Source organism: Gemmiger formicilis (genome assembly GCF_016900095.1).
GTDB lineage: Bacteria > Bacillota > Clostridia > Oscillospirales > Ruminococcaceae > Gemmiger > Gemmiger formicilis_A.
Window position 1 is genome coordinate 1 of sequence record NZ_JACJJP010000010.1, and the last position, 25,025, is coordinate 25,025.

The following is a 25,025-nucleotide window of genomic DNA, read 5'->3' on the forward strand; positions in this document are numbered from 1 at the left end:
GGCCGGGGTCCAGCTGGGCGATGGGTTCGTCCAGAATCAGGATGTCCGGGCCCAGGGCCACCGCCCCCGCCAGGGCCAGCAGATGGGTCTGCCCGCCGGAAAGCTGCCAGACGTATTCCTCCTCCCGCCCTTGCAGGCCGCACCGGGCCAGCGCCTGCCGGCCCTGGGCCTCGTAGTCGGTCATGCCATAGTTCAGGCAGGCGTAGGAGGCGTCGTCCAGCACCGTGGGGCGGACGATCTGGTTTTCAAAATCCTGGTAGACGTACCCCACCTTGCGGGCCAGACTGCCCACATCGCTTTGCCGGGTCTCCTGGCCGGCCACTTTGACCGAACCGGAAAAAGTTCCCGTGATGAAATGAGGGATCAGCCCGTTGAGCACCTTGCACAGGGTGGATTTGCCGCAGCCGTTGTTGCCCACGATGGCCAGAAAGTCTCCCTGTTCCACCGTCAGGTTCAGATGACGGAGGGTGGGCTGCGCCGCGCCGGGATAGGTATAACAAAGGTCTTTGATCTCGATGATGGACATACCGCTTTACTTCGCCTCAGCCTTTTTCTTCATGACAACCAGCACCGCCAGAACCATTATGGCGGCCACGATCATGCCCACCGCAAAGGCGGTGCCGCTTTCCGCCCAGGAAGCCTCCCAGTCGATGAGCTCCAGGCCGCTGGTGGCCAGCATTTCGGCCGCGATGGCACAGACAAAGGCTACAGCACAGCCCGCCAGCGTCTTGCCGCTGAGAGCAGGGGCGGCGGTTTCCGGCGTGCGGGGGCTCATGCCCAGCAGGGGCTCGATCTTGCCGTAGAGTTTGGGAACCAGGTAGAGGGTGGGCAGCAGGCAGAAGAAGATGCCCGAGAACAGCAGATCGTTGAGGAAGGCAAAGCCCTCGGTGGCAAAGACGCTTTCCGGCAGACCGGCCACGGCCTCAAAATCTTCCACCGCAAACTGCACCTTGCAGATGTCCACAATGGTGCCCATGAGCAGCTGGGCGCCGGTGCCCAGGAAGGCCGCAATCCCCACCATGCGGGTGTTGCGGGGGTCACGCACCAGCCGCCCCGCCAGGTAGACGCCGATGGTGACGGTGATGAACTTTTCCAGCTCCCCCAGACCACCAAACTGGCCCAGCATGATCTCGCTGAAGACCAGCTCGCCGGTGGCTGCGCCCAGCGCCGCCGACAAGGGATCAAACAACATGGCCAGCACCAGCGGGATGAACAGGAAATACTCCACGGAAAATTCCACCAGGCCCACCTGGAATTTCGGAATCAGTTCGGTGAACAGCGTGGCCAGGCCATACAGCGACATGGTCAGCACGAAGACCATCAGTTTCTGGGACTGATTCATCGTCTTGGTTTGCGTTGCATTCATAGCGGATTGCCTCCCCAATGTTTTCATTTGCTCCGTTTTGTCCCCTTTGCGGGGTACGGTTTCATTGTAGGCCGATTATGAAAGTTTCTCCACCACAAAGTAGTAAAATGAAAGTTAATTTTCAGTAAAGTAGGTTCCTGTCTGTCCGGGGCCCCTACCTCTGTGGCAGACCCCGCTTTTTACAACAGCCCGGCCGCCATACAATGGCGGCCGGGCTGTTAAGAAGAGACCATTTAAATATTGGCGATTTCCAGCGCCCCCTGGTAGTCAGGCTGCCGGTTCAGAATCTCCGCTGTAAGCTGCCGGGCTTCTTTGCGCCTGCCCAGACCGGTGCAGCCCAGTGCCCGCAGATAGTTGCAGTACTGGCGGTTGCGCAGGGCAATGTCGTCGGCAAAGACTTCAATTTCGGGCAAAGACACGGCAAAGAAGTCGTACCCCACCTGGTCGAAGAGGTGTTTTTCACCGTAGGCAATCAATTTGTGGAACGCCTTGCAGGCGGCGGCTTCATCGCCCAGGGCGCGATGGGCCAACCCCTGATAGAAGATGAAGTCGGAAGGCTGGTCATTGTAGTACAGGACACTTCCCGGCTCCTGGGCGCCTTGGGCAGCGCGCCGGAAAGCCGCCCGGGCGGCTTCCTCATTGCCGGCCCGGCGCAGGGCAACGCCCTGCCAATAATCCGCCTCATTGTCCGGAACATTGGGCAGTTTGCCTTCGCCCAGATTGTGGGGATACACTTTGCTCTGTTCCAGCAAGCGGACCGCCTCGGCACAATTGCCTTCAGACAGGGCGGCCTGTGCCAGATGGATCAGCGCAAACCGGTACTGGGCACTTACCTTGCCTTCTCCGCCCTCCCAGGGGTGGAACTTCCGGCTCATGATGGCATCATAGGCTTCCCGGTACCGCCCCACGCAGTTCAGCAGGGTGATGTAGCGCAGGTACAGGTCGTCCCGCTCCCGCACCACAGGCAGCGCAGCTTCCAGCATTTGCAGGCGCTCCCTGTTGGAGCGTCCCAGCCGGGCAGCCAGCTGGTCATATTCCAGCAGCAGACGAGGGTAGGTGGGGTCCAGTGCCCGGGCCTTTTCCATCTCTTTCATGGCAGCGTTGGCGTCGTTCCGCTTGTTGTAGTAGGCGATGGCCAGGTTCCGGTGCGCCATGGAAAGCGACGGATCCTGCCGGGCAGCCTGTTCCCAGTGAGAAACTGCCGCCTCATATTGCTTTTTGTCGTACAGCAGGCAGCCCAGATAGGCGTGGGCCTTGGGAGCACGCTCCAGCAAGTGAATGGCATTTTCCAGAATGGCGATTTCCTCCACACGGTTGGGGAAACAACCGCCGTCGGCCAGGCCTTCCCCCCGCAGGCAGCAGGCACGGGCGGTCTCCTCCTCACCGGACAGCATCTGCAGGTATCCTTCATAATAGGCGGGCATGGCGGTCTGCTCGGGGCAGGCATGCAGAATGGCGATGCCCTCCTGCAACAGCCCGGCTTTGGCATAGGTCAGTGCCAGTTCCAGATAGTTGTGGGCTTCGCCGCGCATGGTGCGGCGCCAGCCGTCCAGGCTTCCCTCTCCCAGGGCTTTCTCGTACAGGCAGCCCATGTGCAGCGGGTCGATGGCCACGCTCTCGGCCAGCAGGGCGGTGTTGTCCCGCCCCAGCCGGCGCAGCAGGGCAGCTTTCAGGCAGCGCCCGTTCATGTTGTGCCAGTTGCGCACCAGCGAGTGATCCACAAAGGTCAGTGCCTGCTCCCAGTTGCCTTTGCGGGCTTCCAGGCAGGCCAGCCAGTAAAAGCCGGCGCTCTGGGTTTCGGCACTCCAGGTAGATTTGAAGAAAGCATCGTAGGCTTTTTCATGCTGGCCGTCAGCTTCCAGGGCCAGGCCCAGGTTGAAGTAGCAGTCGCCGTTGTAAGGGTTGGGGTTCTTCCAGGTCTGCTTTTCCACTGCCCGTTGGAAATACGGGATGCTTTCCTTCACCCGGCCCCGGCGGAAAAGCAGCAGGCCGTAGCCGTTGTTCAGCCGGATGTCGCTGGGGTCCCGACGCAGCCCTTCCCGGTAGTAGTCGGCCGGCTCAAAGGTGGCATGCCGGTACTGTTCCAGATGGGTGGCCGCCAGGTGCAGCTCTTCGGTGGAACGCAGTTCTTCCGGCGCTTTCAGGGGCTCCGCCGGGGAAGGAACGGGCTGCAGTTCCGGCTCATAGAAGCGATAGCGTACCAGCGTTTTCCCCTTCGCTTCCACAATGGCTTCGCAACCGCGCAGATCGCCCCCGGTAGGGAAGGTGTCCCGGAAACAGGCTTTGGGGGAAAGATCGGTGCGCTTTTCGTACAGGCAGGCACCGTCCCGCAGCACCCGGATGGTGGCGCCGTCATAATCCCCCGAGGCATACACATGGACGGCGGCGGTGCCGTCGGGCAGATTTTCAAAGCTGACGGCCGCGTCCCGGGAGGCGTTGCCCACCCGGCCCACGCCCTTATAAGGCATGAAATACTGGACAAAGGTCTTTTCTTCCTGCGGTTTGAGCCAGGTGAAGTCGGGTTGGTTATCGGTAAAGACGCCGGTCATCAATTCGATGTAGGGACCGTCCTCATCGGTCAGGTTGCGGTCCCAGGCGCGGCCGAAGTCGCCGTTGCCCCAGGTCCACTGCTTTTTGCCCGGGGAGACGTGGTGGTCCGCCACATGGAGCAGCCCGGCCTGGCGGGATTCGTCGTAGTTGCCCACAAAATCGAAGTCGGAATGCGCCGCCATGTAGGAGGTGGGCACCGGCACGTTTTTATAGCGGGAGATGTCCACACCGGCGGAGTAGTCACATTTGTAATATTCCCCGGTGGCGATGGGAAAGGTGGAAACCGCACGCTTTCCGTGATCCATGACGGCATTCACGTCGGGCGGAAATACCGAGTAGGTATGGTCGTTTACCGGCACGGCGGGGTTGGCCCACCACAGAAAGGTCTGAGGCAGATCGGTGGGATTGTACAGCCGGCCTTGGATCTCGATGTAGGCTTTGCCGGGGTACAGGCTGATGGCGGCCATCCCCTTGGTGCCGTACATCTTGTCCGTTTCCCCCACATAGACAGTGACCGAGCCGTCCTGATGCTCTGCCAGGGAATAATCCACCGCAGAGAAGGTGGAGGGGCGATGGTGCTGCGGCCAGTTGAACTCAATGCCGCCGGAAATCCATGGCCCGGTCAGCCCTACCAGGGCAGGCTTGATGACATGGTTGTAGTAGACAAAATCGTATCCGTTGGTCTTGTCGTAAGCGCGCTGAATGCGCCCGCCCAGTTCGGGCAAAACCATGACCTTCAGGTATTCGTTTTCCAGCCACACAGCACGGTAAGGACGGTCCTCTTTCCGGTCATAGACCTTCTCCGTCACCGGCAACGGGTACACCTTTCCGGTGCTGCCCTGGTAGGCGCGTTTTTCGATAAAAAGGGGATTTTTTTCCGGTTCGGCCGCCGGATAGGTGGGCAGGAGGATGGTTTCCTCCCAGATTCTTGCAGAAGCATTCATGGTCAACGATCTCTTTCTTTTCGTTTTGTGTATCGGCCAACATTTCAGAAAGCCTGCCTTGTTGCAACACCATTGTAACGCACCGCGCGGATGGGAAAAATGGCTTATCCTCAAAAATAATGGACAATCTTCCGGCATCATGCTATAGTGTAATCATGGAAATTCAAATTGAAAGAAAAAAGGATGGCTTCGCGGGAGAAATTTACATCGTGCTGCCCACGGAAGCCTTTTCCGAATATGCAGAACACCCCCTGGTACGCCGTCTTTATCTGACAGATGCCGGCTTCTTCCCACATGCCGCGCACCATTATCGGGAACGCAGCGAAGGCCTTGAGGAATATATTTTCCTGTGCTGTACCAGCGGCCGGGGTATGGTGGAGATAGATGGACAAACTTATCCCCTGGCAGAAAACGAGGTTTTCTGTATTCCGCGTCTGTGCAAGCATCGCTATTGGGCAGACGAGGAGGACCCATGGAGTCTGCTCTGGGTTCATTTTAAGGGAGAGGACTGCCGCTATTACCCGCTGGACTCGCTGCGTGTATACCGTTTTGCTGCCGCCGAAACGGTACAGCGGATGGAATTTCTCTTTAATCTGCTCTTCCATACGCTGGAGCAGGACTACACCTTGGGCAACTTTATTTATCTTTCCCAACTGCTGGCCCTGATTTTGGGCGAGACCTATGCCCATCGGCAGGAAACCGGCACCACGGCCTTACAGAACCGGCAGGTCACCCGGGCAGTCCGGTTCATGTACCGGCATATCGGCCAGGATCTGACGCTGGCAGAGTTGTCCCAAGCTGTGGGGCTCTCCCAAAGCTCGCTCAGCGCTGTGTTCAAGCAATGTACCGGTCACGCACCCATGGATTTTTTCACCCGCCTTAAAATGAAAGAAGCCTGCAATCTGTTGCGCTCCGGCAGGGAATATATCTATGAGGTAGCCCAGCATCTGGGGTACAGGGATCCCTATTACTTTTCGCGTGCTTTCAAGAAAGTGGTCGGGGTCTCCCCCCGGGATTACCAGAAGGGTTCACAGGAGTTTCCCGATTCCCAGAAGCTGAACGTTGCTTCCTGGAATGGTACGTTCGTTCAAAACTGAACATGCACAAAAAGGCCGGCGGTTTTCGGGACTGCCCCGGTTAGAAAAGACAACACCCCAAAGGGGCCTCTGCACAGGAATATTCAACCTGAGCGGGAGTGGTGCGGCGTCAGCGGTGCCACTCCTGTTTTGCTTTTCAGGCGCCCGTGGCTGTCAAGGAGGAAGAACGGCTTTGTGCACGGTGGAATTTTGTCCATCTTTTTTCAATATTTGCCATTTGCAGGGATGGGCCGAAACAGTAGAATAAAGTTGAAAATCTTTCTGCTGCCGTTCAGCAGCTTCCGCTAAAAATATCCCCTTGGAAAGGGAAACGTCCCTTCCCCAGACGGAGAAATCACAATTGCCGAAAAGAGGATAACCAATGGGAATCACAATCGACCTAACTGGCTTGTGGAAAGTACAGGTACCCAATTTCCCCATAACGGAAGTTCATTTGCCCGGGACCCTCGATGAAAATCAGGTCGGGCTTCCGGATGCTCCCAACCTCGAGACCCGGCTGACACGCCGCTATACATGGACCGGAGCAGCGATTTTTACCAGAACGCTCACTCTGCCCGCCGTATCGGACAAGCGGCTCATCCTTGAAGCGGAGAGATCCCGCCATTTAGAGCTGCGCATCAATGGGGAACCTGTTCCGCCCCTTCAGCCGGCCACGCTGAGCACCCCCTGTTTCTTTGAACTGACCCGCTGGGCCGGGCAAGAGGTCCAGATAAGCCTTTGTGTCGACAATTCCTATGCCGGTTGGCCAAGGGAGGATATTTTGCACGCATCGGCAGCCACCGACGAGACGCAGACCAATTGGAACGGGATCCTGGGGCGTTTTTGCATCCACACCTGTCCCGCCTTCTGGGTCAAGGATGTTCGGGTCTATCCGCGCGGCGAACGGCTTGACATCGCACTGGATGTTGCGGTGGGCGCAGATGTTCTGAAAAAAGCCGCCGGCCAAGCGGCTGTGCTGCTGGCAGGACCTGCCCTGAAAGAGCCGCTGCGCTTGGAAAGCACAAGGTGGACATTGGAGCCTTTGACCGGCAGTGTCACCGCGGTATGGCTGCGGGACATTGCCCCGGACCCGCAGATTCCCCGGTGGGAAGAGGGGCAAGGCGCCTTGACCGAGCTTACCGCCACGCTCCTGATCAACGGCACAAAAGTTTCCGACGGGCGGGCGCGCTTCGGCGTACGTACCTTTTCGGTACGGCAGGGTCACCTGACCCTGAACGGTCACAGGTTTTTTCTTCGGGGCGAGGCAAACTGCTGCGTCTTTCCACGGACCGGGTATCCGCCCATGGAAAAATCGGCCTGGTTGGATATTCTGCAACGCTATCAGGCTTACGGTGTCAACTGTATGCGGTTTCATTCCTGGTGCCCGCCGGAAGCTGCTTTTTCGGCCGCGGATGAACTTGGAATGCTGATGCAGCCGGAACTGTCTGACTGGAACTTCAAAAATGCGTTGGAAACGCCTCACAGTTTGGAATACTATGAAGCAGAATTGCGCCAGATCCTGCTCTGTTATGCCAATCATCCGTCCTTTGTGATGCTGACCCTGGGCAACGAACTGTGTACCGGCGATCTGGGACACAGCCACATGGCGGATTTGGTAAACCTGGCCCGAAAACTGGATTCCACCAGACTGTATGCCGCTTCCTCCAATGGACAATACGGGGAGCAGGGCTATGACGGGGTAAGCGACTTTTATACATCCGCTGCCTACGGAAAGCAGATGCTTCGGGCCACCAGTTCCCCCATGATCGGTCACCTGAACCAATGCCGTCCGGGAACGCGCCAAAACTATCGCAAGGCCGCCGCAATGGCAGGCGACATACCGGTATTTGGTTTTGAAGTGGGACAGTATGAAAGCTGGCCCGATTTTGACCAGATTGAAAAATTTGACGGAATCACCATCCCGGAAAATCTTAGCGCCATCCAACGCCGGGCCAAAGAGACCGGAGCCTGTGCTTACTGGCAGCAGGGCGTGCAGGCCAGCGGTGAACTGGCCTTGCTGTGCTACCGCGAGGAAGTGGAAGCTGTTCTGAGAACACCCGAGATGAGCGGTCTTTCGCTGTTGGGGCTGCAGGATTTTCCCGGGCAGGGCACGGCATTGGTGGGAATGATGGATGCCCACCTGAACCGGAAGCCGCAGGACTTTGCGGATCCCAAACGCTTTCGCCGCTTTTTCTCCCCCGTGCTTCCTTTGGCTTGCTTCGATACCTATACCTATGAGGCCGGCCAGTGTTTTCGTGCCGATCTCCACCTGGCCAACTATGGCACCGAAACCATCCATGGACCGCTGTGCTGGCAGCTCAGGGAAGGCAACACCCTGCTTTCCTGCGGGGAATTTCACGCCGAAAACGGCTGGCCCGCGGGTGGGCTGTGTTCTGCGGGAACCATCTGTCAGAAGCTGCCCACGGATAACCGTGCCCATTCGTTGACATTGGCTTTGTCTGTGGAGCAATTTCGCAACGAATATCCCATTTGGAGCTATCCTGCCGCCGAGAAGAATCTTCCACCGCAGGTGCTAGTGCTGAACGCCGTGACGGCCAACGCCCTGCAACAAGTTCAGGACGGGGCCTGCGCCCTGATTGATTTACCCGCTGACCAAGAACATTATCCCACATCATTGGCGTGCCAGTTCAGCACCGATTTTTGGTCGGTGGGTACCTTTCCGGAGCAGGGCGGAACCATGGGATTGCTGATTGACTCCGGTCATCCGGCGCTGTCCCGTTATCCCACAAGCTTTTGCAGCAGCTGGCAATGGTGGGCGCAGTCCCATGGCCGGGCCATGGTGCTGCCCGCTTCCTTTCCCCCCATTGTACGCGTTCTGGACAGCGTAACCCGGCTCAACAACCTGGGCCTTTTATGGGAAGCCCGGCTGGGAAAAGGCCGAATCCTCATAAGCGGCATGGGCCTTTTATCGCATCGGGATTTTCCCGAGTGCCGGTATCTTCTGGAATGTCTTGTACACTATCTGAACGGCCCCCTGACCCACTCCGTTCCCGAAGTCACCCCTTCCGATCTGCAGCGGTGGGTGCTTTTCCAAGACTCCTGACAGGACCGGGAAAATCCATGCGGACGCGCCAAAAATGCAAGGAGAAGAAAGTGTTCTTGCTCCGGCCGCACACGGCGGCTGCCTTGCGATCTGAAATTTCTGCGGGAAAGAATCTGTTGCAGACCGGAGCGGAATCCCATTGCCATTGATTGTTCCGAATAAATCGCCAAGGAGGCTTCCTCATGCGCTATACATTTGAAAAATACCACCCCTCCCCCATCCGCCAGGGGCATCTGCATCTTGGCGGATGCAACCCCCAGGGAGAGCACATCGATGTCACCAGTCTGTACCTGACACGGGGCGGCAAGCCCTGGCTGCCCGTTATGGGGGAATTTCATTTTTCCCGTTGCGATCCGAAAGACTGGGAAACGGAACTGTGCAAGATGAAGGCCGGCGGTATCACGATCGTGTCCAGCTACCTGTTCTGGATTCACCACGAGGAGCGGGAGGGCCAGTGTACTTTTTCCGGTGCCTGCAACGTGCGGCGCTTTGTACTTTGCTGCCAGAAGGCAGGGCTGGACGTACTGCTGCGCATCGGACCCTGGGCCCACGGGGAATGCCGCAACGGAGGTTTTCCTGACTGGCTGGTCCGGAAGGGCATTCCGCTGCGCTGCAACAACGCCGCCTATCTGGCTGTGGTGCGCAAATGGTATCAAGCCATTTTTGACCAGATCCATGGTCTTCTGTACAAGGACGGCGGTCCTATCGTGGGAATCCAGCTGGAAAACGAACTGGTGGATGACAGTGAACATCTGGCCACTCTAAAAGAAATGGCCGTGGAGATCGGGTACGATGTTCCCCTCTACACGGTCACGGGATGGAACTCGGTCAGTGGCGCGCGCATCCCCGTGCAGGAGGTGTTGCCGGTTTTTGCAGCCTACCCGGATGCCCCGTGGACACAGCACTGCAATCCGCTGCCCCTTTCCCCTCATTATGTCTTCGACACCAACCGCAATGATGCGGCTGTGGGCGCCGATGTACTTCAGACGGTGGCACCGGACGGCTGGCAGCTGCCATACGACCAGTACCCCTACGCCACCTGCGAAATCGGGGCCGGCCAGCAGTCCACCTACCACCGCCGGGTGCGCATTTCCGGCATGGATGCCTATGCCCTTTCCTTGGTCAAACTGGGATGCGGCAACAATCTGGTAGGGTATTATATGTACCATGGGGGCACCAATCCGCTGGGACAGGAGTCCACCTTCCAGGAGTCCCGGGCCACCGGCTATCCCAACGACTATCCCATTCTGAATTATGACTTTGACACCGCGCTGACCCAATATGGTGAAACCCAGCCCCAGTACCGCTGGCTCAACCTGCTTCATCTTTTTATTGCCGATTTCGGTCCGGAGCTGGCCGGCATGGAAAACGTCTGCGCATGCAAAGGCAACCGGCCTGCACCCCAGGACCGAAAAGCCCTGCGTTATTGTATGCGTACAAATGGCAAGGCGGGTTTTGTGTTTGTCAATCATTACCAACGCCACGCCACACTGGACCCCGTTGAGAATGCAGTGCTGGACACCGGCACCATGACTTTTCCGCCCATCACGGTGGCGGGAGATACGGCTTTCTTCTTCCCCTTCGGACTTTCGCTGGGAACACAGACCCTCGCATGGGCCACAGCGCAGCCCCTGTGCCGGACAGGCAACACCTGTTTCTTTGCCTCTATCCCCGGTATTCCGGCACAGTATCAGGTAAAAGGCGGTCCCCTTCTGCGTGCGGGGGATGGTATTTCGGTACAGACAGCGGGCGATCTGCGGTTGGTGACCCTGCCCTTGGAAAAAGCGCTCTGGCTTCGCAAGCTGCATGGTCAGGTATTCCTGGGTGACGGATGCGACCTCTATTGGCAGGAAGATTCACTCCAGGCAGTTCAGCCCGGAGATTTTTCCTACGCCCTGTGGAAGGAAGACCACTTTGTTCCCCGGAGCGAAAGGCGCGCTTTTTCCCCCGCACAGATCACGGTAACGCCCTGTGCAGAACCCTTCACACCTGCCTATGCGGAAGAACTGGTGCTGGGCGGACCCGCACCGCGGAACTGGTACACCCTGACGGTGACTGGCCCGGAGGGCTTTGTCTCCCTTGAGATGCCCTGCGATGTGGCTCAGATTTATGCGGACGGCCACCTTGTGGCGGATACCTTCTATTGTGGTAAGCCGTGGCGGATCCCCGCTTCTCTGTTATACAACAAGCATTGCTATCTGGTAACCACTCCGCCTTCACAACAGATTTACATGGAACCCCAAGACGTGTGATTCCTAGATTTTCCTTCCTGAATCGCAGGGATCGCTGTGGGAAGGATCGGCCAGCCGTTTGGAAGGGGAATTTCCGGGCCGCGCAGGATGCGGTGGTCAGGATACGGTCCCGGCTGATTGCCTCCGCGCTCTGCTGCGAACGGAGCAAAAAACAAACGCCCACCGCCGTCTCGGGGACCGGCAATGAGCGGATGAACTGCCGGGTGTTTGGGCTGAAAAAGACGGTTGCAAAACATCTCCGGACATCGTGGGTATTTGGTTCTTGCCGTGATTTTTATTCTCAGATACGCATTGCAATCTGCCGCACTTCTATGGTATGCTTATAAAAGCGTCATGCCGGCGTATATCTCACTTTTGTGAAGCATCGAAGGAGCGCTTACCCATGAATGTAATGTTCAGTTCCATGGAATATGATTTTCACACCCTGGTCAAGGTAGCTGAGATGGCAGGCCTTGCCGGTGTCATTAGTTTTCACCAGGCAGGAGACGACTACCTCGTCACCTTTCCCGACTGCAAGGATGCCGCAAAGATGGTTGCGGATTTTCGCATGCGGCTGCGCGGGCTGGAAAACAACATCTGGAATTACTGAACGTTTGTTTGCCCGGGACCGCCGTTGCTTATTCCGGCAGCCCGGGAATTGCTGCAGCGTATCCCCTGCAATGAACCGGTGGAGCCGGCAAAGTGAGGATGGTCCCCCTTTCCCTGCCGGAGCCATCATAACCGCCCGATATTTTCCGCTGTGCCTGCCGCCATCGGCAGGCATTTTGTTTGTCACATTCCTTCTGGGTCACAGGATCCGCTGATTTCCCCGTCTGATGCCGGGTCATATGGAAACTTTTTTTGCCATGCAGGAAGCTTCCTCAGCACGCCATATTTCCCGTCAGGGCCAGGATCGGCCGCAGGCATCCCCTTGCAAACGGCGGATTTTTTTTGTAAGATGGAACCGGAAACCTGATCACAAAGAGAGGATGGGAAAAATGACAGAAGGAACAATGCAGGAAGCCCGCCGGGACTTCCTGGTGGATACGCTGCGGAAACTGCTCGGGCAGGACAGCCCCACCGGCTTTACCGAAAAGGTGGTAACGGTGGCGCAGAGCATTGCCCGGGAGCTGGGTTTTGCCACCCGGCGCACCAACAAGGGTAACCTGGTGATCACGGTGCCCGGCCGGGAAACCGGCCGCCAGGTGGGGCTGTGCGCCCATGTGGACACCCTGGGGCTGATGGTTCGCTCGGTCACCGCCGACGGTATGCTGATGGTCACCAAGGTGGGCGGTCCGCTGCTGCCCACCCTGGACGGTGAATATTGCCGCATCTACACCCGGGAAGGCAAGGTATACACCGGCACGGTGCTCAGTCTGTCGCCCTCGGTCCATGTGCAGGACGACGCGGCCACCCGTGCCCGGGACGAGAAAAACATGGCCGTGCGCATCGACGAGAAGGTGCACACCAAGGAGGACGTGCTGGCCCTGGGCATCGCCCCCGGCGACTATATCTGCTACGATCCCAAGACCACCGTCACCGACAGCGGTTTTGTCAAGTCCCGTTTTCTGGACGACAAGGCCAGCGCTGCCTGTCTGCTGACCCTGCTGTGGCAGATGCGCGAAACCGGTACCCGTCCCCGGTATGAGACCTACTTCACCCTCACCGTCCATGAGGAGGTGGGCCACGGCGGCGCCACCCTGCCCACGGTGGACGAACTGCTGGCGGTGGATATGGGCTGCATCGGTGAGGATCTGAGCTGCACCGAATACCAGGTCTCCATCTGCGCCAAGGACAACGGCGGCCCTTACGACTACGGCATGGTCAGCCGCCTGGTGGAGCTGGCCAAAGAGCACGGCGTGGACTACGCGGTAGACATTTACCCGCACTACGGTTCGGATGTGGGTGCTGCCTGGCGTTCCGGCATGGATTGCCGGGCCGCCCTCATCGGGCCGGGGGTCCATGCTTCCCACGGCATGGAGCGCACCCATCTGGACGCCCTGCATGCCACCATGCAGCTGGCGGCACTCTACCTGGAACTGGCCTGAGATTTTCACAAACAAGGAGCGGGAACGCTGGGCGTTGCCGCTCCTTCTTTCTGCGGCAACCGGATGGAGCTTTGGCAGTTTGCACTATGCCGGGTGCTTTATTTTGGGCACAAAGTGGTATATAGTGTAGGGGTATGTTGTCCATAAAGAGAGGGGTTTGTGCATGCTGTTCCTTGTCCTGGTGCTGCTGTCCAGTTCTGTACTGTCCATCGTTCTGAAATACCTGAACACCAGCAGCCCGTACAGTGTCTATTTTGTCAACTACATTACCTGTGCCCTGCTGGCCTTTGTTTCCATGGAGCCCAAAACGCTCTACCAAGGGGACTTTACCCCTTGCTGGCTGGGGGCCCTCACCGAGCTGCCTGCCTTCCTGGTTTATCCCTTCTACAGCGTGGGGGTGATCCTGATCATCAGCGTGGTCAGTTTCTTCCTGTTCCATGAACGGCTCAACCGCCGCCAGATGGGCGCCGCCGGGATGATTCTGGGGGCGTTGGTACTGCTCAACCTGTAAGAAAGACCCACTTTGGGGAAAACGACGGCCCCGACCATTTGGTCGGGGCCGTCGCTTTTCTTTATCGGGATTGCCGAAAAATCACTGCAGGAAGAATCGCAGCATCTTGTCCTTCTGGTTGGTGTAGGGCTGGTAGCGCACCGGCATGTCCAGCCAGGTCTTCTTGTCCACAATGCTGCGCAGATGGCTGAAGGCCTCGAATCCGGCTTTGCCGTGGTAGCCGCCCATGCCGCTCTCCCCCACGCCGCCAAAAGGCATTTCGCTGGTGGCCAGGTGGATGATGACATCGTTCAGGCAGCCGCCGCCGAAGTGGCAGCGATCCAGCACCTTGCGCTGCACGGCTTTGTCCTCGCTGAAGAGGTAGAGAGCCAGCGGATGGGGCTGGGCTTCGATGTCTGCCAGCGCGGCATCCAGATCGGTGTAGGTCAGCACCGGCAGGATGGGTCCGAAGATTTCTTCGCCCATGACGGCATCCTCCCGGGTCACATCCTTCATGACCGTGGGCGCAATGCGCTGGGCGGCCTCATCGCCGGTGCCGCCGCAAACCACCTTGGCGGGGTCGATCAGCCCCATCAGACGGCGGTAGTGCTTTTCATTGATGATCTTGCCGTAATCCTCGTTGGCCATGGGATCAGCACCGAACTGAGCGGTGATCTCCTTTTGAATGGCGGCGATGAGCTCATCCCGGATGGAGGCGTCGCAGAGGATATAGTCCGGCGCCACACAGGTCTGCCCGCAGTTCAGATACTTGCCAAAAACAATGCGCTTGGCGGCCAGACCGATCTTGGCGGATTTTTCTACAATGCAGGGGCTCTTGCCGCCCAGTTCCAGTACGGCGGGGGTCAGATATTCCGCGGCACAGCGCAGCACCTCCTTGCCCACAGCCTTGCTGCCGGTAAAGAAGATCATATCAAATTTCTGGTGCAGCAGCGCCTGGTTTTCGGCACGGCCGCCGGTGATCACGCAGACATGTTCCGGCGGGAAACATTCTGCCACAATCTGCTGCAGCACGGCGGCGGTGGCCGGGGCGTAGGCGCTGGGTTTGACGATGGCGGTGTTGCCGGCGGCAATGGCGTCGATCAGCGGGTCCAGGGTCAGCAGCACGGGATAGTTCCACGGACTCATGATGAGCACGTTTCCGTAGGGGCTGGGAGAGCGGAAGCTCCGCGCCGCAAACTGGGACAGCGGGGTGGGCACCCGCCGTTCCCGCATCAGGCGGCGGACATGGCGGATCATCCAGGTTGCTTCGGACAGGGTCAGCCCTGTCTCACACATATAGCTTTCGGTGGCGGACTTGCCAAGGTCGGTTTTCAGGGCATGGGCGAGATCCTGCTCATGGTTCTGCAGCGAGGCCTTGAGCTTTTTCAGGGCCGCGATGCGGGCTTCGGCGGGCAGGGTGTGGCCGGCAGCGAAATACTCACGCTGCCGTTTGAGAATGGATTGAATCTCCATTTCCGTCATGGGTGGAAACCTCCTGAACTTGTTTGTACATGTTTTCCAGCTGGTCGGGCCCCCACAGAACCGGTACCGGATACAGGGGGTTGGCCTCATGGTCGGCGTAGCGCGCCAGCTGGGGAATGTCCTCGGTAAGGATACCGGGGAGCGTCTCGGGAATGTCCATCGCGGCGTTCATGGCTTCGATGTAGGCGATGAACTCCTTGGCGGCAACCTCATCGCTGGCATCCTGGCAGACGCCGGATGCCCGGGCCAGTTCGGCCAGTTTTTTCCAGGCAGCACTGCCGTAGGCCTTGAGCACGATGGGCAGCAGAACGCTGTTGGCCAGGCCGTGGGCGATGCCGTAGCGCCCGCCCAGGCTGTGGGCCACGGCATGCACATAGCCCACGTAGCTCTTGGTAAAGGCGGTGCCGGCCAGGTAGGCAGCCCGCAGCATGTTGGCCCGGGCTTCCCGGTTGTGACCGTTGTAGTAGGCTTCCGGCAGATTGTTGAAGATCAGCTGCACAGCCTCGATGGCGGCGGCACGGGTGCCCTTGGTGGTGGAACGGCCGATATAGGCTTCCACCGCGTGGGTCAGCGCATCCATGCCGGTGGTGGCGGTCAGCTGCCGGGGCAGGTTGAGGGTCACATCGGGGTCCAGCACAGCGTAATGGGGAATCAGCGAGAAATCGTTGATGGGATACTTGTGATGGATTTTTTCGTCGGTGATGACGGCGGCCAGGGTCGTCTCACTGCCGGTGCCGGCGGTGGTGGGCACCGCGATGAGCAGCGGCAGGCGGTGCATCACATGCAGAAGGCCTTCCATCTTGTCCAGCGACTTTTTGGGCCGCACGATGCGGGCGCCCACCGCTTTGGCGCAGTCCATGGAAGAGCCGCCGCCGAAGGCGATCAGGCCCCGGCAGCCGTTTTCCAGATAGAGGGACCGGGCTTCCTCCACATTGGCCACCGTGGGATTGGCCACTGTGCGGTCATACACGACGCAGCGGATGTGGGCAGCCTTGAGATTTTCCTCCAGGCGGGCGGTCAGACCCAGACCGTGTACCCCGGCGTCGGTGACCAGCATGACGCAATCGATTCCGTGCTCACGCAGAACAGCGGGAACGCCGCCAACGCCTTCGATCAGCTTAGGCTCCCGGTAGGGCAAAAAAGGCAGGGCCATGCGCATACCTGTCTGAAAAACACGGCAATAAATCTTCTTGACAACGTTCATTTATCTCATCCTTTCCCACTATGGACGCTACGATAAAGGATAAGACAAAACGGCAGACACTGTCAAGTAAAACTTTAGATAAATATTTTTAGAAAACTGTCAAAAATGACGAGTCACCGCACAACCATGCCGGTACCGGGCTCACGCAGCGTCGGCAGCGTTCTTCTCGCATTGGCGGCAGATATTTTTCCAGCGGCGGGTGCGGTAGAACGGAAGCATGGCCACCATTCCGGCCACGAAGCTCAGGGAGATGCCGGCCATGGCGTAGCCGCCCAGCCCCACCGCCGCCAGCAGCCAGGCGGAAGGAATCCGGATGGCCCAGAGGATCAGCACATTGACGATGGTGGGATAGCGGATTTCGCCCACACCGTTCAGGTAGCTCATGATGCCGTTGAACACCGCATAGCACCAGGTAAAAGGCAGCACAACCAGCACATACCGCTGGGCCACCGCCAGTACGGCGGCATCCCGGGTGAACAAGGCGAGCACCGGTCGGCCGAACAGCGTCAGCAGCAGCCCGCAGGCCAGGGTAAAGCCGCCGCAGGCCAGCGGAATGCGCAGGGCGCCTTTGCGCAGGCGGTCGGTCAGGCCGGCGCCGTAATTCTGGCCGGAGAAGACCGACGCCGCGTTGGAAAAGGACGTAATGGCGATGTTGGCAAGGGCGCTGAGTTTGCCGGCCACCGAACACCCGGCCACAAAGATGGATCCCTGGGTGTTGTACAGGGTCTGCAGCAGAATGTGTCCCACCGAATACAGAGCGCTGTTCAATCCCAGCGGCACACCCACGCGCAGAATTTCCCGCAGGGTTTCAGGGTCGTGGCCGGCGGGCAGCAGCGGGAAGCGGATTTCCGGCATATGACGGCACAGATAGAAAAGGCTGAACCCCCAGGAGAGCATCATGGCGGCGGTGGTGGCCAGCGCCGCACCGCCGACCCCCATCCCGAAGCCCCCCACGAAGGCCAGGTCTCCCACGATGTTGACAATGCAGCTGACCACCAGCATCCACAGCGAAGCGCGGCTGTTGCCCAGCCCGCGCAGGATCCCGGCATTGAGATTATACCCCATATTGCCCAGGCATCCCAGCGTGGTGATGCGCAGATAGAGCACGGCGTTGTCCCAGGCATCGGCGGGCACCTGCATCAGGCGCAGAAGCAGCGGTCCCAGCACCAGTCCCGCCACAGTCAGAGGCAGGGCAGCGGCATAAAGCAGCCAAACGGCCGTGCGGGTCAGTTCCTGCTGGCGGTCGGCATCGCCCCGGCCCGCTGCCTGGGATACCAGGATGGAAACCCCCGACCCGATGCCCAGAAATACGCAGAGCAGGATTTCCAGGGGCTGGGAGCTGGTGGCCACCGCCGCCAGGGCCGAGGCATCACAGAAATTGCCGACAACCAGCGTGTCCACGGTGCTGTAGAGCTGCTGCAGCACATTGCCGGCACAGATCGGCAGGGCAAACCAGATGGCGGTGGGCAAAATGGCGCCCTGCGTCATATCGACACGGGTCGCGGTACCTGACATGGGGATACGCCTCCTTTGAGGAAGGAAAAATTTGCTTTAAGACTGATTTTTTCCATTATAGCACCATCGCCCATACCGGCCTATATGCAATTTCAGCCGGAAATTGCCCAGATTCGCCTGCCTATAAAAAACGGGCGGCCCGTATGGACAGGTCGCCCGCTGTAGTGTATAAAGAATAGATTTTACGCCTGGGGCAGAGGGAAGGTACTGCCGCCGTGGGGCATCAGGGTGGTTTCGACCCCGTCCAGGCTGCCGCCGTTGGCCCGGGCAGCCAGGGCCAACGCCTCCTCCAGCGTCCGGGCCACCTGAATCCTGGTGTGCACAAAACGCTCGGCGGGGATGTCGGTAACCAGAATCATGCGGTAGTTCTCCGCCGTTTCGGCAAAGAGGAAGCCCACGAACCCGCCGATGGAGAAGTTGGCGCGAAGCGCCTTTTCCCGCGCTTCCATGGTATCGTAACCGCAGATCTGGTTTTCGCAGTCCGGGTCGCCGAAGCCTTCCCGGCACTGGGACAGCAGAATCATGGTACCGCCGGGCGCCACCGCCGCCAATGCGTTGGAGAGGGTCTTGGATGTCTGATAGAGGTTGATGTCCTTGGGATAGCCCCCCGCGCTGGCAATCACCAGCGGTGTGCGGCGGGGAATGGGCACCCCGTCCAGCTGTTCCACCGCCTTGGCGGCCGCCGCATGGGCCTGGCGCCAGTCACCGGCAAAGGCCCCCACAATCTGGTAGTTGTCATCCACAATCACGTTGAGAAGATACGCGGGCCTGGCAAAGGCGGCGCACTCCATCAGGTCGCTGTGGAAGGGGTTGTCTGCCTGCATGTTGCCGTTGCACACTCGGGGATTGGAACCGCTGCCCAGGCCTTTGTTCAGGGCATTGTTGTGGTTGGTGTTGATGGTTTCCCGCCCCGCAATGCCCGGGACGATGGACTTGCGGCCGCCGCCGAAACCGGCCAGGAAATGGTAGACCACACCGCCGGTGAGGATGATCTTGTCGCAGGCCATGGCGTAACTGTTCAGCCAGACCGGCGTGCCCCGGCTGGTGGTTCCCACATAGGTGAGATGTTCCTTGTCGTCGCACTGATGGTCCAGGAAGCGGATCCGGCGGTAAAGGTCCTCCCCCACCAGCGAGATGTGCTCTTCCTCCGTCTGCTTGCGGTGGGTTCCGGTGGCACAGAGGATGAGAATGTCCTGATCGGGAATACCGGCTTTGTTGAGCCGTTCCACCAGAACCGGCAGGTAGGCGCTGGGCTGCTGCCAGCGGCGGGTGGTATCGGAAATAATGATGCACACCTTGTCCCCCGGGGTGACGGCCTCCTCAATGGGCCCGGCGCCGATGGGATGGTCCAGGGCGTACTCGATGTGTTCCCGCACCGTCCGTTTGGGGAAATCCACCGCGTTGGCATGGACTTCCGCCACAATCTGCTTCGGGTCCAGGGGCACGGCAAAGGTGGTATCGCTGTATTTCATGCTTTCCATATCGTTTCGCCTTCTGTATTCTGTATGGTCTGGGTATGTGTCGAAGGGTTCTGTTCTGTTTTTGATGGTAGCACTTTGCCGGGTAAAAATCAAGGAAAGGCCCCGGCAGACAAACAGGGTATGCCTGCGTTCCCGGGCATCGCACAACAAAAAGCCCCGCCGGTTGCGGCGGGGCGGGGCTGTTATCGGTCGGCAGAAGGCATATCGCCCCCGGCTTCCAGATCCTCAATCATGGAAGCCAAAGTGATCGTTTTCATGGTGGCGGCCACGGCTTCCTCGATCTGCCGGTAGGGGCGCTGCAGCACCCGGCGAATGTTCCGTGCCACGGGACAGGCCCGGCCGTCACAGGAATGGATGCCGATGAGGGAGGTGATCCCCTTAGGTTCCAGGGCGGTATAGATTTCGTACAAGGTGATCTGTTCCGGTTCCCGGCAGAGCTCCGCCCCGCCCTGTCCTCTGGCCACCGTGATCAGCCCGGCCTTTTTCAGGGCGCTGAGGATGTTGCGGATGACCACCGGGTTGCAGCCGGTGCTCTGGGCCAGCAACGTGCTGGTAACCCGGACCTTGTTCCGGGCTTCCCAGATAAAAAGCAGGCAATGCACCGCCACCGAACATTTCATACTGATCTGCATGATGAAATCCTTTCCCAATGCGTGAGCCGGAGAGCTGTAATCATTGACTTTACATCGCCCTCATGGTATACTGGCGAAAGATGTAAAGATTATTTTTACACCATTATTGTATCTGTTCCCTGCGCAAATTGCAAGGGCACCGCCCCGACAAGATACCGCAGGCATCCAGTATGGGAGGCATGGTTACCATGAAACTGTATGAAATCTGTTTCAGCCCCACCGGCGGAACCAAAAAAGCGGCGGACATTCTGTGCGACGCCTTGGACAAGGAGAGTCGCTTTGTGGATCTGACCGACAGCGGGCAGGATTTTTCCGCGCTGGTTCCGGAAGAGGACGCCCTGGCGGTGATCGCGGTTCCGTCCTACGGCGGCCGGGTGCCCGCCGTGGCGGTGCAGCGGTTGTCCCGCATCCGGGCGAAGGGCGCCAAGGGGATTCTGATGTGCGTGTACGGCAACCGCGCCTATGAGGATACTCTGGTGGAGTTGCAGGACGCGGCGGAGCAGGCCGGGTTCCGGGTTGTGGGGGCAGTTGCCGCCGTGGCGGAGCATTCCATCGCCCGCCAGTTTGCTGCCGGACGGCCGGACGAGCAGGACCGGGAGCAGCTCTGCCGCTTTGCCGAAGAAATCCGGGCCAAGCTGGACCGGGGGGATATGTCGGTGCCGCAGATTCCGGGCAACCGCCCTTACAAAAAGAGCGGCAGCGCCGGCATGGTGCCCAAACCCACCAAGGACTGTGTGGACTGCGGCGTGTGTGCCGAGAAATGCCCGGTGCAGGCCATTGATGCCCGGGACCCCAAAAAGGTGGACGCCAAGGCCTGCATTTCCTGCATGCGCTGCGTGCAGGTATGCCCCCACGACGCACGGAAGGTCAATCCGGTGATGATGGCCGCCGTCAATGCCATGCTGAAAAAGGTCTGTTCCCAGCGCAAAAAGTGTGAGCTTTATCTGTGACCGGGTAGTCCCGGGATTATCAGCCCCAAGGGTCATGGTGCGGAGAAGAAATTTCTGCTATACTGTAAGAATCAGTATTTTCCTGTGCGGAAAGCGAGGTGCCCGCCATGTCTGTCCTGCTGGGCCGGGATCTGCGGGAGCAGATTTCCCATGAATCGAATGTTTTTCCCATCACCTACTTTGAAGGGGAGCTGGCGGACCTGCCCGGCCGGGCGGGTCCGCTGCACTGGCATCCGGATTTCGAGATTGCCCGGGCGGACAGCGGCACCCTGGATTACCAGGTGGGGCAGAAACACCTTTTTCTGTACCCGGGGGACATCCTCTTTGTCAACGGCAACTTGCTGCACGGGGTGCGGCAGGTGGCCGGCACCGAGGCCGACCCTTTGCCCATCATTGTCTTTTCGGGCACACTGATTGCCCCGGAAACCGGCGCCATCTACCACAAATATATCGCCCCCATTGCTGATTGCCCCTCCCTGCCCTTTGTGGTGTTCCGCAGGCAGGATGACCGGTACGAGGAGGTGCGGCGTCTGGTGGACGAAATATTTGCCTGCCTGAAAGGGCAGACCGGCTGTTATGAAATGGTGGTGCAGCGCAATCTGAACCGCCTGTTCGAATTTCTGTTCTGCCACCTGGACACCCTGCCCCGGTTTCCTGCCACCAGGGTCCAGCTGCGTACCCAGGTGCGGGTTCAGAAGATGCTGGACTACATCTACCGCCACTACGCCGACCCCATCACCCTGGATGAAATTGCCGGTGCCGCCAGCATCAGCCGCAGCGAGGCTTCCCGCTGCTTTCAGGAATATCTGGGCTGTTCCCCCACCGGCGCGCTGATCCGGTACCGGCTTCAGACCGCCCACCGGCTTCTTCGCACTTCTTCCCTGACCGTGCAGGAAATCGGGTTTGCCTGCGGATTCCGGTCCGCCAATTATTTCACCCGCCAGTTCCGCAAAACTTACGGATACGCTCCCGGCCACGTCCGCACTTTGGGAAAATAGTGCTATCTTTTGGCGGCTTTATCCCTTTTTTATCCCTAAAAATGTTGTTATAATGCCATACGTCGTTACGGCACAACAAGTCATTTTCTCCGATGGATACAACACAGAAAGGGATTGCCATGACCATACAACCGAACTATCAGAAAACCTTGCATGCCTGTTATCTGGGCTATGTGACACAGGCCATCTGCGCCAACTATGCACCGCTGCTTTTTCTGACCTTTCAAAAGACCTATGCGATCTCACTGGAACAGATTGCCCTGATCCCCACCGTCTTTTACCTGACCCAGCTTTTCATCGATCTGGCCGCAGCCAACTTTGTGGACCGGGTGGGATACCGGCGCTGTGCGGTGCTGGCCCACATCCTGTCCGCCGTCGGGCTGGTCATGCTGGCCTTTCTGCCGGATCTGATGCCTTCTCCCTTTGCGGGAATCCTGGTGGCGGTGGTGGTCTATGCGGTCAGCAGCGGCCTGATTGAAGTGCTCATCAGCCCCATTGTGGAGGCCTGTCCTTTCGAAAACAAGGAAGGGCGGATGAGCCTGCTCCATTCCTTTTACTGCTGGGGTGCTGCCGCGGTCATCCTGGGGTCCACCCTGTTCTTTGCTCTGTTCGGGGTGGACAACTGGCGGATTCTGACCATGCTGTGGGCCCTTGTCCCCTTTGTGAACTTCTTCGGCTTTCTCACCTGTCCCCTGGGGCAGCTGGTGGCGGACGGACAGAGCATGAAGATCCGCAGCCTGCTGCGTCTGCCGGTGTTCTGGCTGCTGGTCATTCTGATGATGTGCTCCGGGGCGGCGGAAGCCTCCATGGCCCAGTGGGCCTCTGCCTTCACCGAATCGGCCATGGGGGTGTCCAAGACCGTGGGCGACCTGGCGGGCCCGTGCCTGTTTGCCGTGTTCATGGGTCTTGCCCGGCTGCTGTACGCCCGCATGGGCCGCAGCGGCGAACTGCACAAGATCATGCTGGGATGCGGCGCCCTGTGTGTCGCCTGCTATTTGCTGGCCGCCCTGTCCACTTCTCCCGTTCTGGGGCTGGCGGGCTGCGCTCTGTGCGGGTTTTCGGTGGGCATCCTCTGGCCCGGCACCCTCAGCCTTTCTTCCCGCGCCTGCCCCACGGGCGGCACCGCCATGTTTGCTTTTCTGGCCCTGGCCGGCGACTTGGGCGGCACTGCCGGTCCCCTGTCGGTGGGGGTGTTTTCCGGCATGGCGGGGGGAAGCCTGAAAAACGGCCTGCTGGCCGCCGTCGTCTTTCCCATTGCCCTGACCCTCGGCTTGTGGGTACTGAAAACCGGGAAAAAAACGGCGCCTGCCTCCCACCTCTGATTGTTGCCTGTTGAAACCCGTTTTCGGGTTTGCCCGGTCCTTGGCCGGGTTTTTCTTTTTTTCCGGTGGCGATTGCCCCCGTCCGCCGGGTGTGGTACACTGATGGTATGGTGTATTTCCGCCCGGTTGTGCGGGGCGGCCGAAGTCAGGAACAAGAAAGGGATTCGAAATGAAGATCGGGTTTGACAACAACAAATATCTTTCCATGCAGTCCGAACACATCCGGGAACGAATCGCCCAGTTTGACAACAAGCTCTATCTGGAGTTCGGCGGCAAGCTGTTCGACGACTACCACGCTTCCCGGGTATTGCCGGGCTTTCAGCCGGACTCCAAGCTGCAGATGCTGCTGCAGCTGAAAGACCAGGCCGAGATCGTTGTTGTCATCAGCGCCGAAGACATCATCAGCAACAAGATGCGCGGGGATTACGGCATCACCTACGACATGGACGTGCTGCGTCTGATCGACGCCTTCCAGGGCGTGGGGCTGTTTGTGGGCAGCGTCTGCGTGACCATGTACACCGCCAACCCCGAGGTGGAAGCCTTTGAGCGCCGTCTGAACGGTCTGGGCATCCGCACCTTCCGCCATTACAAGATTGCCGGCTACCCCAACGAGGTGGCCCGCATCGTCAGCGATGAAGGGTACGGCAAGAACGAGTACATCGAGACCGAGCGCCCCCTGGTGGTGATCACCGCCCCCGGACCGGGCAGCGGCAAGATGGCGGTGTGCCTGTCCCAGCTGTACCATGAATACAAGCGCGGAATCAAGGCCGGCTATGCCAAGTTCGAGACCTTCCCGGTCTGGAACCTGCCGCTGAAACACCCCGTGAACCTGGCCTACGAGGCCGCCACCGCCGATCTGAACGATGTGAACATGATCGACCCCTTCCACCTGGAAGCCTACGGCGAAACGGCGGTGAACTACAACCGGGATATCGAGATCTTTCCGGTGGTACACGCCATCTTTGAGCTCATTGCCGGCAAGAGCCCCTACCAGTCCCCCACCGATATGGGGGTGAACATGGCGGGCAACTGCATTGTGGATGACGAGGTCTGCCGCCAGGCTTCCCTCAAGGAGATCCAGCGCCGGTACCTCAAGTGCCTGTGCCAGCAGAAAACCGGGGCCAACGTCAAGGAGGATGAGCGGTTCAAGCTGGAACTGCTGCTGAACCAGGCGGGCATCACCCCGGGTACCCGGGCGGTGGAACAGGCAGCCCGGGCCCGGTCCGAAAGCACCGGCGGTCTGCCCGCCGCCGCCATCGAACTGACGGACGGCACCATCGTCACCGGCAAGACCGGCCCGCTGCTGGGGGCGGCGTCCTCGGCCCTGATCAACGCCCTGAAACATCTGGCGGGCATCGGCCAGGAGATCGACCTGGTGTCTGCCCGGGCCATCGAACCCATCCAGATGCTCAAGACCACCTACCTGGGCAACAAGAATCCCCGCCTGCACACCGACGAAATCCTCATTGCCCTGTCCAGCTCCATCGCGGAGAATGCGTATGCGGCGGCGGCTCTCAGACAGCTGCCCCAGCTCAAAGGCTGTGACATGCATTCCACCGTCATCTTGTCCAGCGTGGACTCGGACACTCTGAACAAGCTGGGCATGTACCTGACCTGCGCCCCGCTGTACGAGGAGGAAGACCGGAAATACCACAAAAAGTAAGGCAGACTG

At 59.3% G+C, this 25,025-nt stretch carries 18 protein-coding genes; 10 read left to right on the forward strand and 8 right to left on the reverse strand.

The genetic code is table 11. The annotated features are described in order from the left end of the window. The 3 genes from H6B15_RS06365 to H6B15_RS06375 form a co-directional block, all read right to left on the reverse strand. The coding region (locus H6B15_RS06365; RefSeq protein ID WP_204647159.1) for an ABC transporter ATP-binding protein at positions 1–526 on the reverse strand (526 nt) is incomplete at its 3' end. A 6-nt stretch (positions 527–532) separates the two neighbouring features. Then, a complete protein-coding gene (locus tag H6B15_RS06370) occupies positions 533–1,366 on the reverse strand; it encodes a cell division protein FtsQ (RefSeq protein WP_204647160.1) in 834 nt (277 codons plus the stop codon). A 233-nt stretch (positions 1,367–1,599) separates the two neighbouring features. Beyond that, positions 1,600–4,860 carry a tetratricopeptide repeat protein gene (locus H6B15_RS06375; RefSeq protein ID WP_204647161.1) on the reverse strand — a complete coding sequence of 1,087 codons (3,261 nt, stop codon included), beginning with the start codon at positions 4,858–4,860 and terminating at the stop codon, positions 1,600–1,602. A gap of 155 nt (positions 4,861–5,015) precedes the next feature. Between H6B15_RS06375 and H6B15_RS06380 the strand changes: the two genes are divergently transcribed. The 6 genes from H6B15_RS06380 to H6B15_RS06405 all read left to right on the forward strand — a co-directional run bounded on the left by H6B15_RS06380 (position 5,016) and on the right by H6B15_RS06405 (position 13,790). Then, positions 5,016–5,957, forward strand: a complete 942-nt coding sequence (locus H6B15_RS06380; RefSeq protein WP_204647162.1) for an AraC family transcriptional regulator — start codon at positions 5,016–5,018, stop codon at positions 5,955–5,957. A 361-nt stretch (positions 5,958–6,318) separates the two neighbouring features. After that, a complete protein-coding gene (locus H6B15_RS06385) occupies positions 6,319–9,000 on the forward strand; it encodes a glycoside hydrolase family 2 TIM barrel-domain containing protein (RefSeq protein WP_204647163.1) in 2,682 nt (893 codons plus the stop codon). Between the two features lie 182 nt (positions 9,001–9,182). Beyond that, complete coding sequence (locus tag H6B15_RS06390) at positions 9,183–11,252, forward strand: beta-galactosidase (protein WP_204647164.1); 2,070 nt, start codon at positions 9,183–9,185, stop codon at positions 11,250–11,252. A 382-nt stretch (positions 11,253–11,634) separates the two neighbouring features. Next, positions 11,635–11,841, forward strand: coding sequence for a hypothetical protein (locus tag H6B15_RS06395; RefSeq protein ID WP_204647165.1), 207 nt, complete (start codon positions 11,635–11,637; stop codon positions 11,839–11,841). A gap of 403 nt (positions 11,842–12,244) precedes the next feature. Then, positions 12,245–13,279 (forward strand): M42 family metallopeptidase, encoded by a 1,035-nt coding sequence (locus tag H6B15_RS06400; protein ID WP_430661832.1) that lies wholly within the window; start codon positions 12,245–12,247, stop codon positions 13,277–13,279. Between the two features lie 163 nt (positions 13,280–13,442). Further along, on the forward strand, positions 13,443–13,790 hold the full coding sequence (locus tag H6B15_RS06405) for a hypothetical protein (RefSeq protein WP_204647167.1): 348 nt from the start codon (positions 13,443–13,445) through the stop codon (positions 13,788–13,790). Between the two features lie 81 nt (positions 13,791–13,871). Here H6B15_RS06405 and H6B15_RS06410 read toward each other — a convergent pair whose 3' ends face one another. The 5 genes from H6B15_RS06410 to H6B15_RS06430 all read right to left on the reverse strand — a co-directional run bounded on the left by H6B15_RS06410 (position 13,872) and on the right by H6B15_RS06430 (position 20,083). Next, the gene (locus tag H6B15_RS06410; protein ID WP_345941951.1) at positions 13,872–15,242 is read right to left on the reverse strand and encodes an aldehyde dehydrogenase; all 1,371 of its coding nucleotides are present in this window, start codon (positions 15,240–15,242) and stop codon (positions 13,872–13,874) included. Then, positions 15,208–16,455 (reverse strand): iron-containing alcohol dehydrogenase, encoded by a 1,248-nt coding sequence (locus tag H6B15_RS06415; RefSeq protein ID WP_204647169.1) that lies wholly within the window; start codon positions 16,453–16,455, stop codon positions 15,208–15,210. The genes H6B15_RS06410 and H6B15_RS06415 overlap by 35 nt, the downstream gene beginning before the upstream one ends. A 141-nt stretch (positions 16,456–16,596) precedes the next feature. Continuing rightward, complete coding sequence (locus H6B15_RS06420; protein ID WP_204647170.1) at positions 16,597–17,970, reverse strand: MATE family efflux transporter; 1,374 nt, start codon at positions 17,968–17,970, stop codon at positions 16,597–16,599. A 182-nt stretch (positions 17,971–18,152) separates the two neighbouring features. After that, on the reverse strand, positions 18,153–19,451 hold the full coding sequence (larA, locus tag H6B15_RS06425; protein ID WP_204647171.1) for a nickel-dependent lactate racemase: 1,299 nt from the start codon (positions 19,449–19,451) through the stop codon (positions 18,153–18,155). Positions 19,452–19,633: 182 nt separating this feature from the next. Continuing rightward, complete coding sequence (locus H6B15_RS06430; RefSeq protein ID WP_204647172.1) at positions 19,634–20,083, reverse strand: Rrf2 family transcriptional regulator; 450 nt, start codon at positions 20,081–20,083, stop codon at positions 19,634–19,636. Positions 20,084–20,271: 188 nt separating this feature from the next. Here H6B15_RS06430 and H6B15_RS06435 point away from each other — a divergent pair, with 188 nt between their 5' ends. From H6B15_RS06435 to H6B15_RS06450, 4 genes are all read left to right on the forward strand, one after another. Then, positions 20,272–21,033 carry a 4Fe-4S binding protein gene (locus H6B15_RS06435; RefSeq protein WP_204647173.1) on the forward strand — a complete coding sequence of 254 codons (762 nt, stop codon included), beginning with the start codon at positions 20,272–20,274 and terminating at the stop codon, positions 21,031–21,033. A gap of 107 nt (positions 21,034–21,140) precedes the next feature. Next, positions 21,141–22,031 carry a helix-turn-helix transcriptional regulator gene (locus H6B15_RS06440; protein WP_204647174.1) on the forward strand — a complete coding sequence of 297 codons (891 nt, stop codon included), beginning with the start codon at positions 21,141–21,143 and terminating at the stop codon, positions 22,029–22,031. 119 nt (positions 22,032–22,150) lie between these two features. Continuing rightward, positions 22,151–23,353 (forward strand): MFS transporter, encoded by a 1,203-nt coding sequence (locus H6B15_RS06445; protein WP_204647175.1) that lies wholly within the window; start codon positions 22,151–22,153, stop codon positions 23,351–23,353. Positions 23,354–23,522: 169 nt separating this feature from the next. Further along, on the forward strand, positions 23,523–25,016 hold the full coding sequence (locus H6B15_RS06450; RefSeq protein WP_204647176.1) for a DUF1846 domain-containing protein: 1,494 nt from the start codon (positions 23,523–23,525) through the stop codon (positions 25,014–25,016). Positions 25,017–25,025: the final 9 nt, after the last annotated feature.

What these genes read in the sequence shown, in the direction of transcription:
- H6B15_RS06370 (WP_204647160.1), bottom strand. Translation starts at nt 1,366, where the DNA reads ATGAATGCAACGCAAACCAAGACGATGAATCAGTCCCAGAAACTGATG.
- H6B15_RS06375 (WP_204647161.1), bottom strand. Translation starts at nt 4,860, where the DNA reads ATGAATGCTTCTGCAAGAATCTGGGAGGAAACCATCCTCCTGCCCACC.
- H6B15_RS06380 (WP_204647162.1), top strand. Translation starts at nt 5,016, where the DNA reads ATGGAAATTCAAATTGAAAGAAAAAAGGATGGCTTCGCGGGAGAAATT.
- H6B15_RS06385 (WP_204647163.1), top strand. Translation starts at nt 6,319, where the DNA reads ATGGGAATCACAATCGACCTAACTGGCTTGTGGAAAGTACAGGTACCC.
- H6B15_RS06390 (WP_204647164.1), top strand. Translation starts at nt 9,183, where the DNA reads ATGCGCTATACATTTGAAAAATACCACCCCTCCCCCATCCGCCAGGGG.
- H6B15_RS06395 (WP_204647165.1), top strand. Translation starts at nt 11,635, where the DNA reads ATGAATGTAATGTTCAGTTCCATGGAATATGATTTTCACACCCTGGTC.
- H6B15_RS06400 (WP_430661832.1), top strand. Translation starts at nt 12,245, where the DNA reads ATGCAGGAAGCCCGCCGGGACTTCCTGGTGGATACGCTGCGGAAACTG.
- H6B15_RS06405 (WP_204647167.1), top strand. Translation starts at nt 13,443, where the DNA reads ATGCTGTTCCTTGTCCTGGTGCTGCTGTCCAGTTCTGTACTGTCCATC.
- H6B15_RS06410 (WP_345941951.1), bottom strand. Translation starts at nt 15,242, where the DNA reads ATGGAGATTCAATCCATTCTCAAACGGCAGCGTGAGTATTTCGCTGCC.
- H6B15_RS06415 (WP_204647169.1), bottom strand. Translation starts at nt 16,455, where the DNA reads ATGAACGTTGTCAAGAAGATTTATTGCCGTGTTTTTCAGACAGGTATG.
- H6B15_RS06420 (WP_204647170.1), bottom strand. Translation starts at nt 17,970, where the DNA reads ATGTCAGGTACCGCGACCCGTGTCGATATGACGCAGGGCGCCATTTTG.
- larA (WP_204647171.1), bottom strand. Translation starts at nt 19,451, where the DNA reads ATGGAAAGCATGAAATACAGCGATACCACCTTTGCCGTGCCCCTGGAC.
- H6B15_RS06430 (WP_204647172.1), bottom strand. Translation starts at nt 20,083, where the DNA reads ATGCAGATCAGTATGAAATGTTCGGTGGCGGTGCATTGCCTGCTTTTT.
- H6B15_RS06435 (WP_204647173.1), top strand. Translation starts at nt 20,272, where the DNA reads ATGAAACTGTATGAAATCTGTTTCAGCCCCACCGGCGGAACCAAAAAA.
- H6B15_RS06440 (WP_204647174.1), top strand. Translation starts at nt 21,141, where the DNA reads ATGTCTGTCCTGCTGGGCCGGGATCTGCGGGAGCAGATTTCCCATGAA.
- H6B15_RS06445 (WP_204647175.1), top strand. Translation starts at nt 22,151, where the DNA reads ATGACCATACAACCGAACTATCAGAAAACCTTGCATGCCTGTTATCTG.
- H6B15_RS06450 (WP_204647176.1), top strand. Translation starts at nt 23,523, where the DNA reads ATGAAGATCGGGTTTGACAACAACAAATATCTTTCCATGCAGTCCGAA.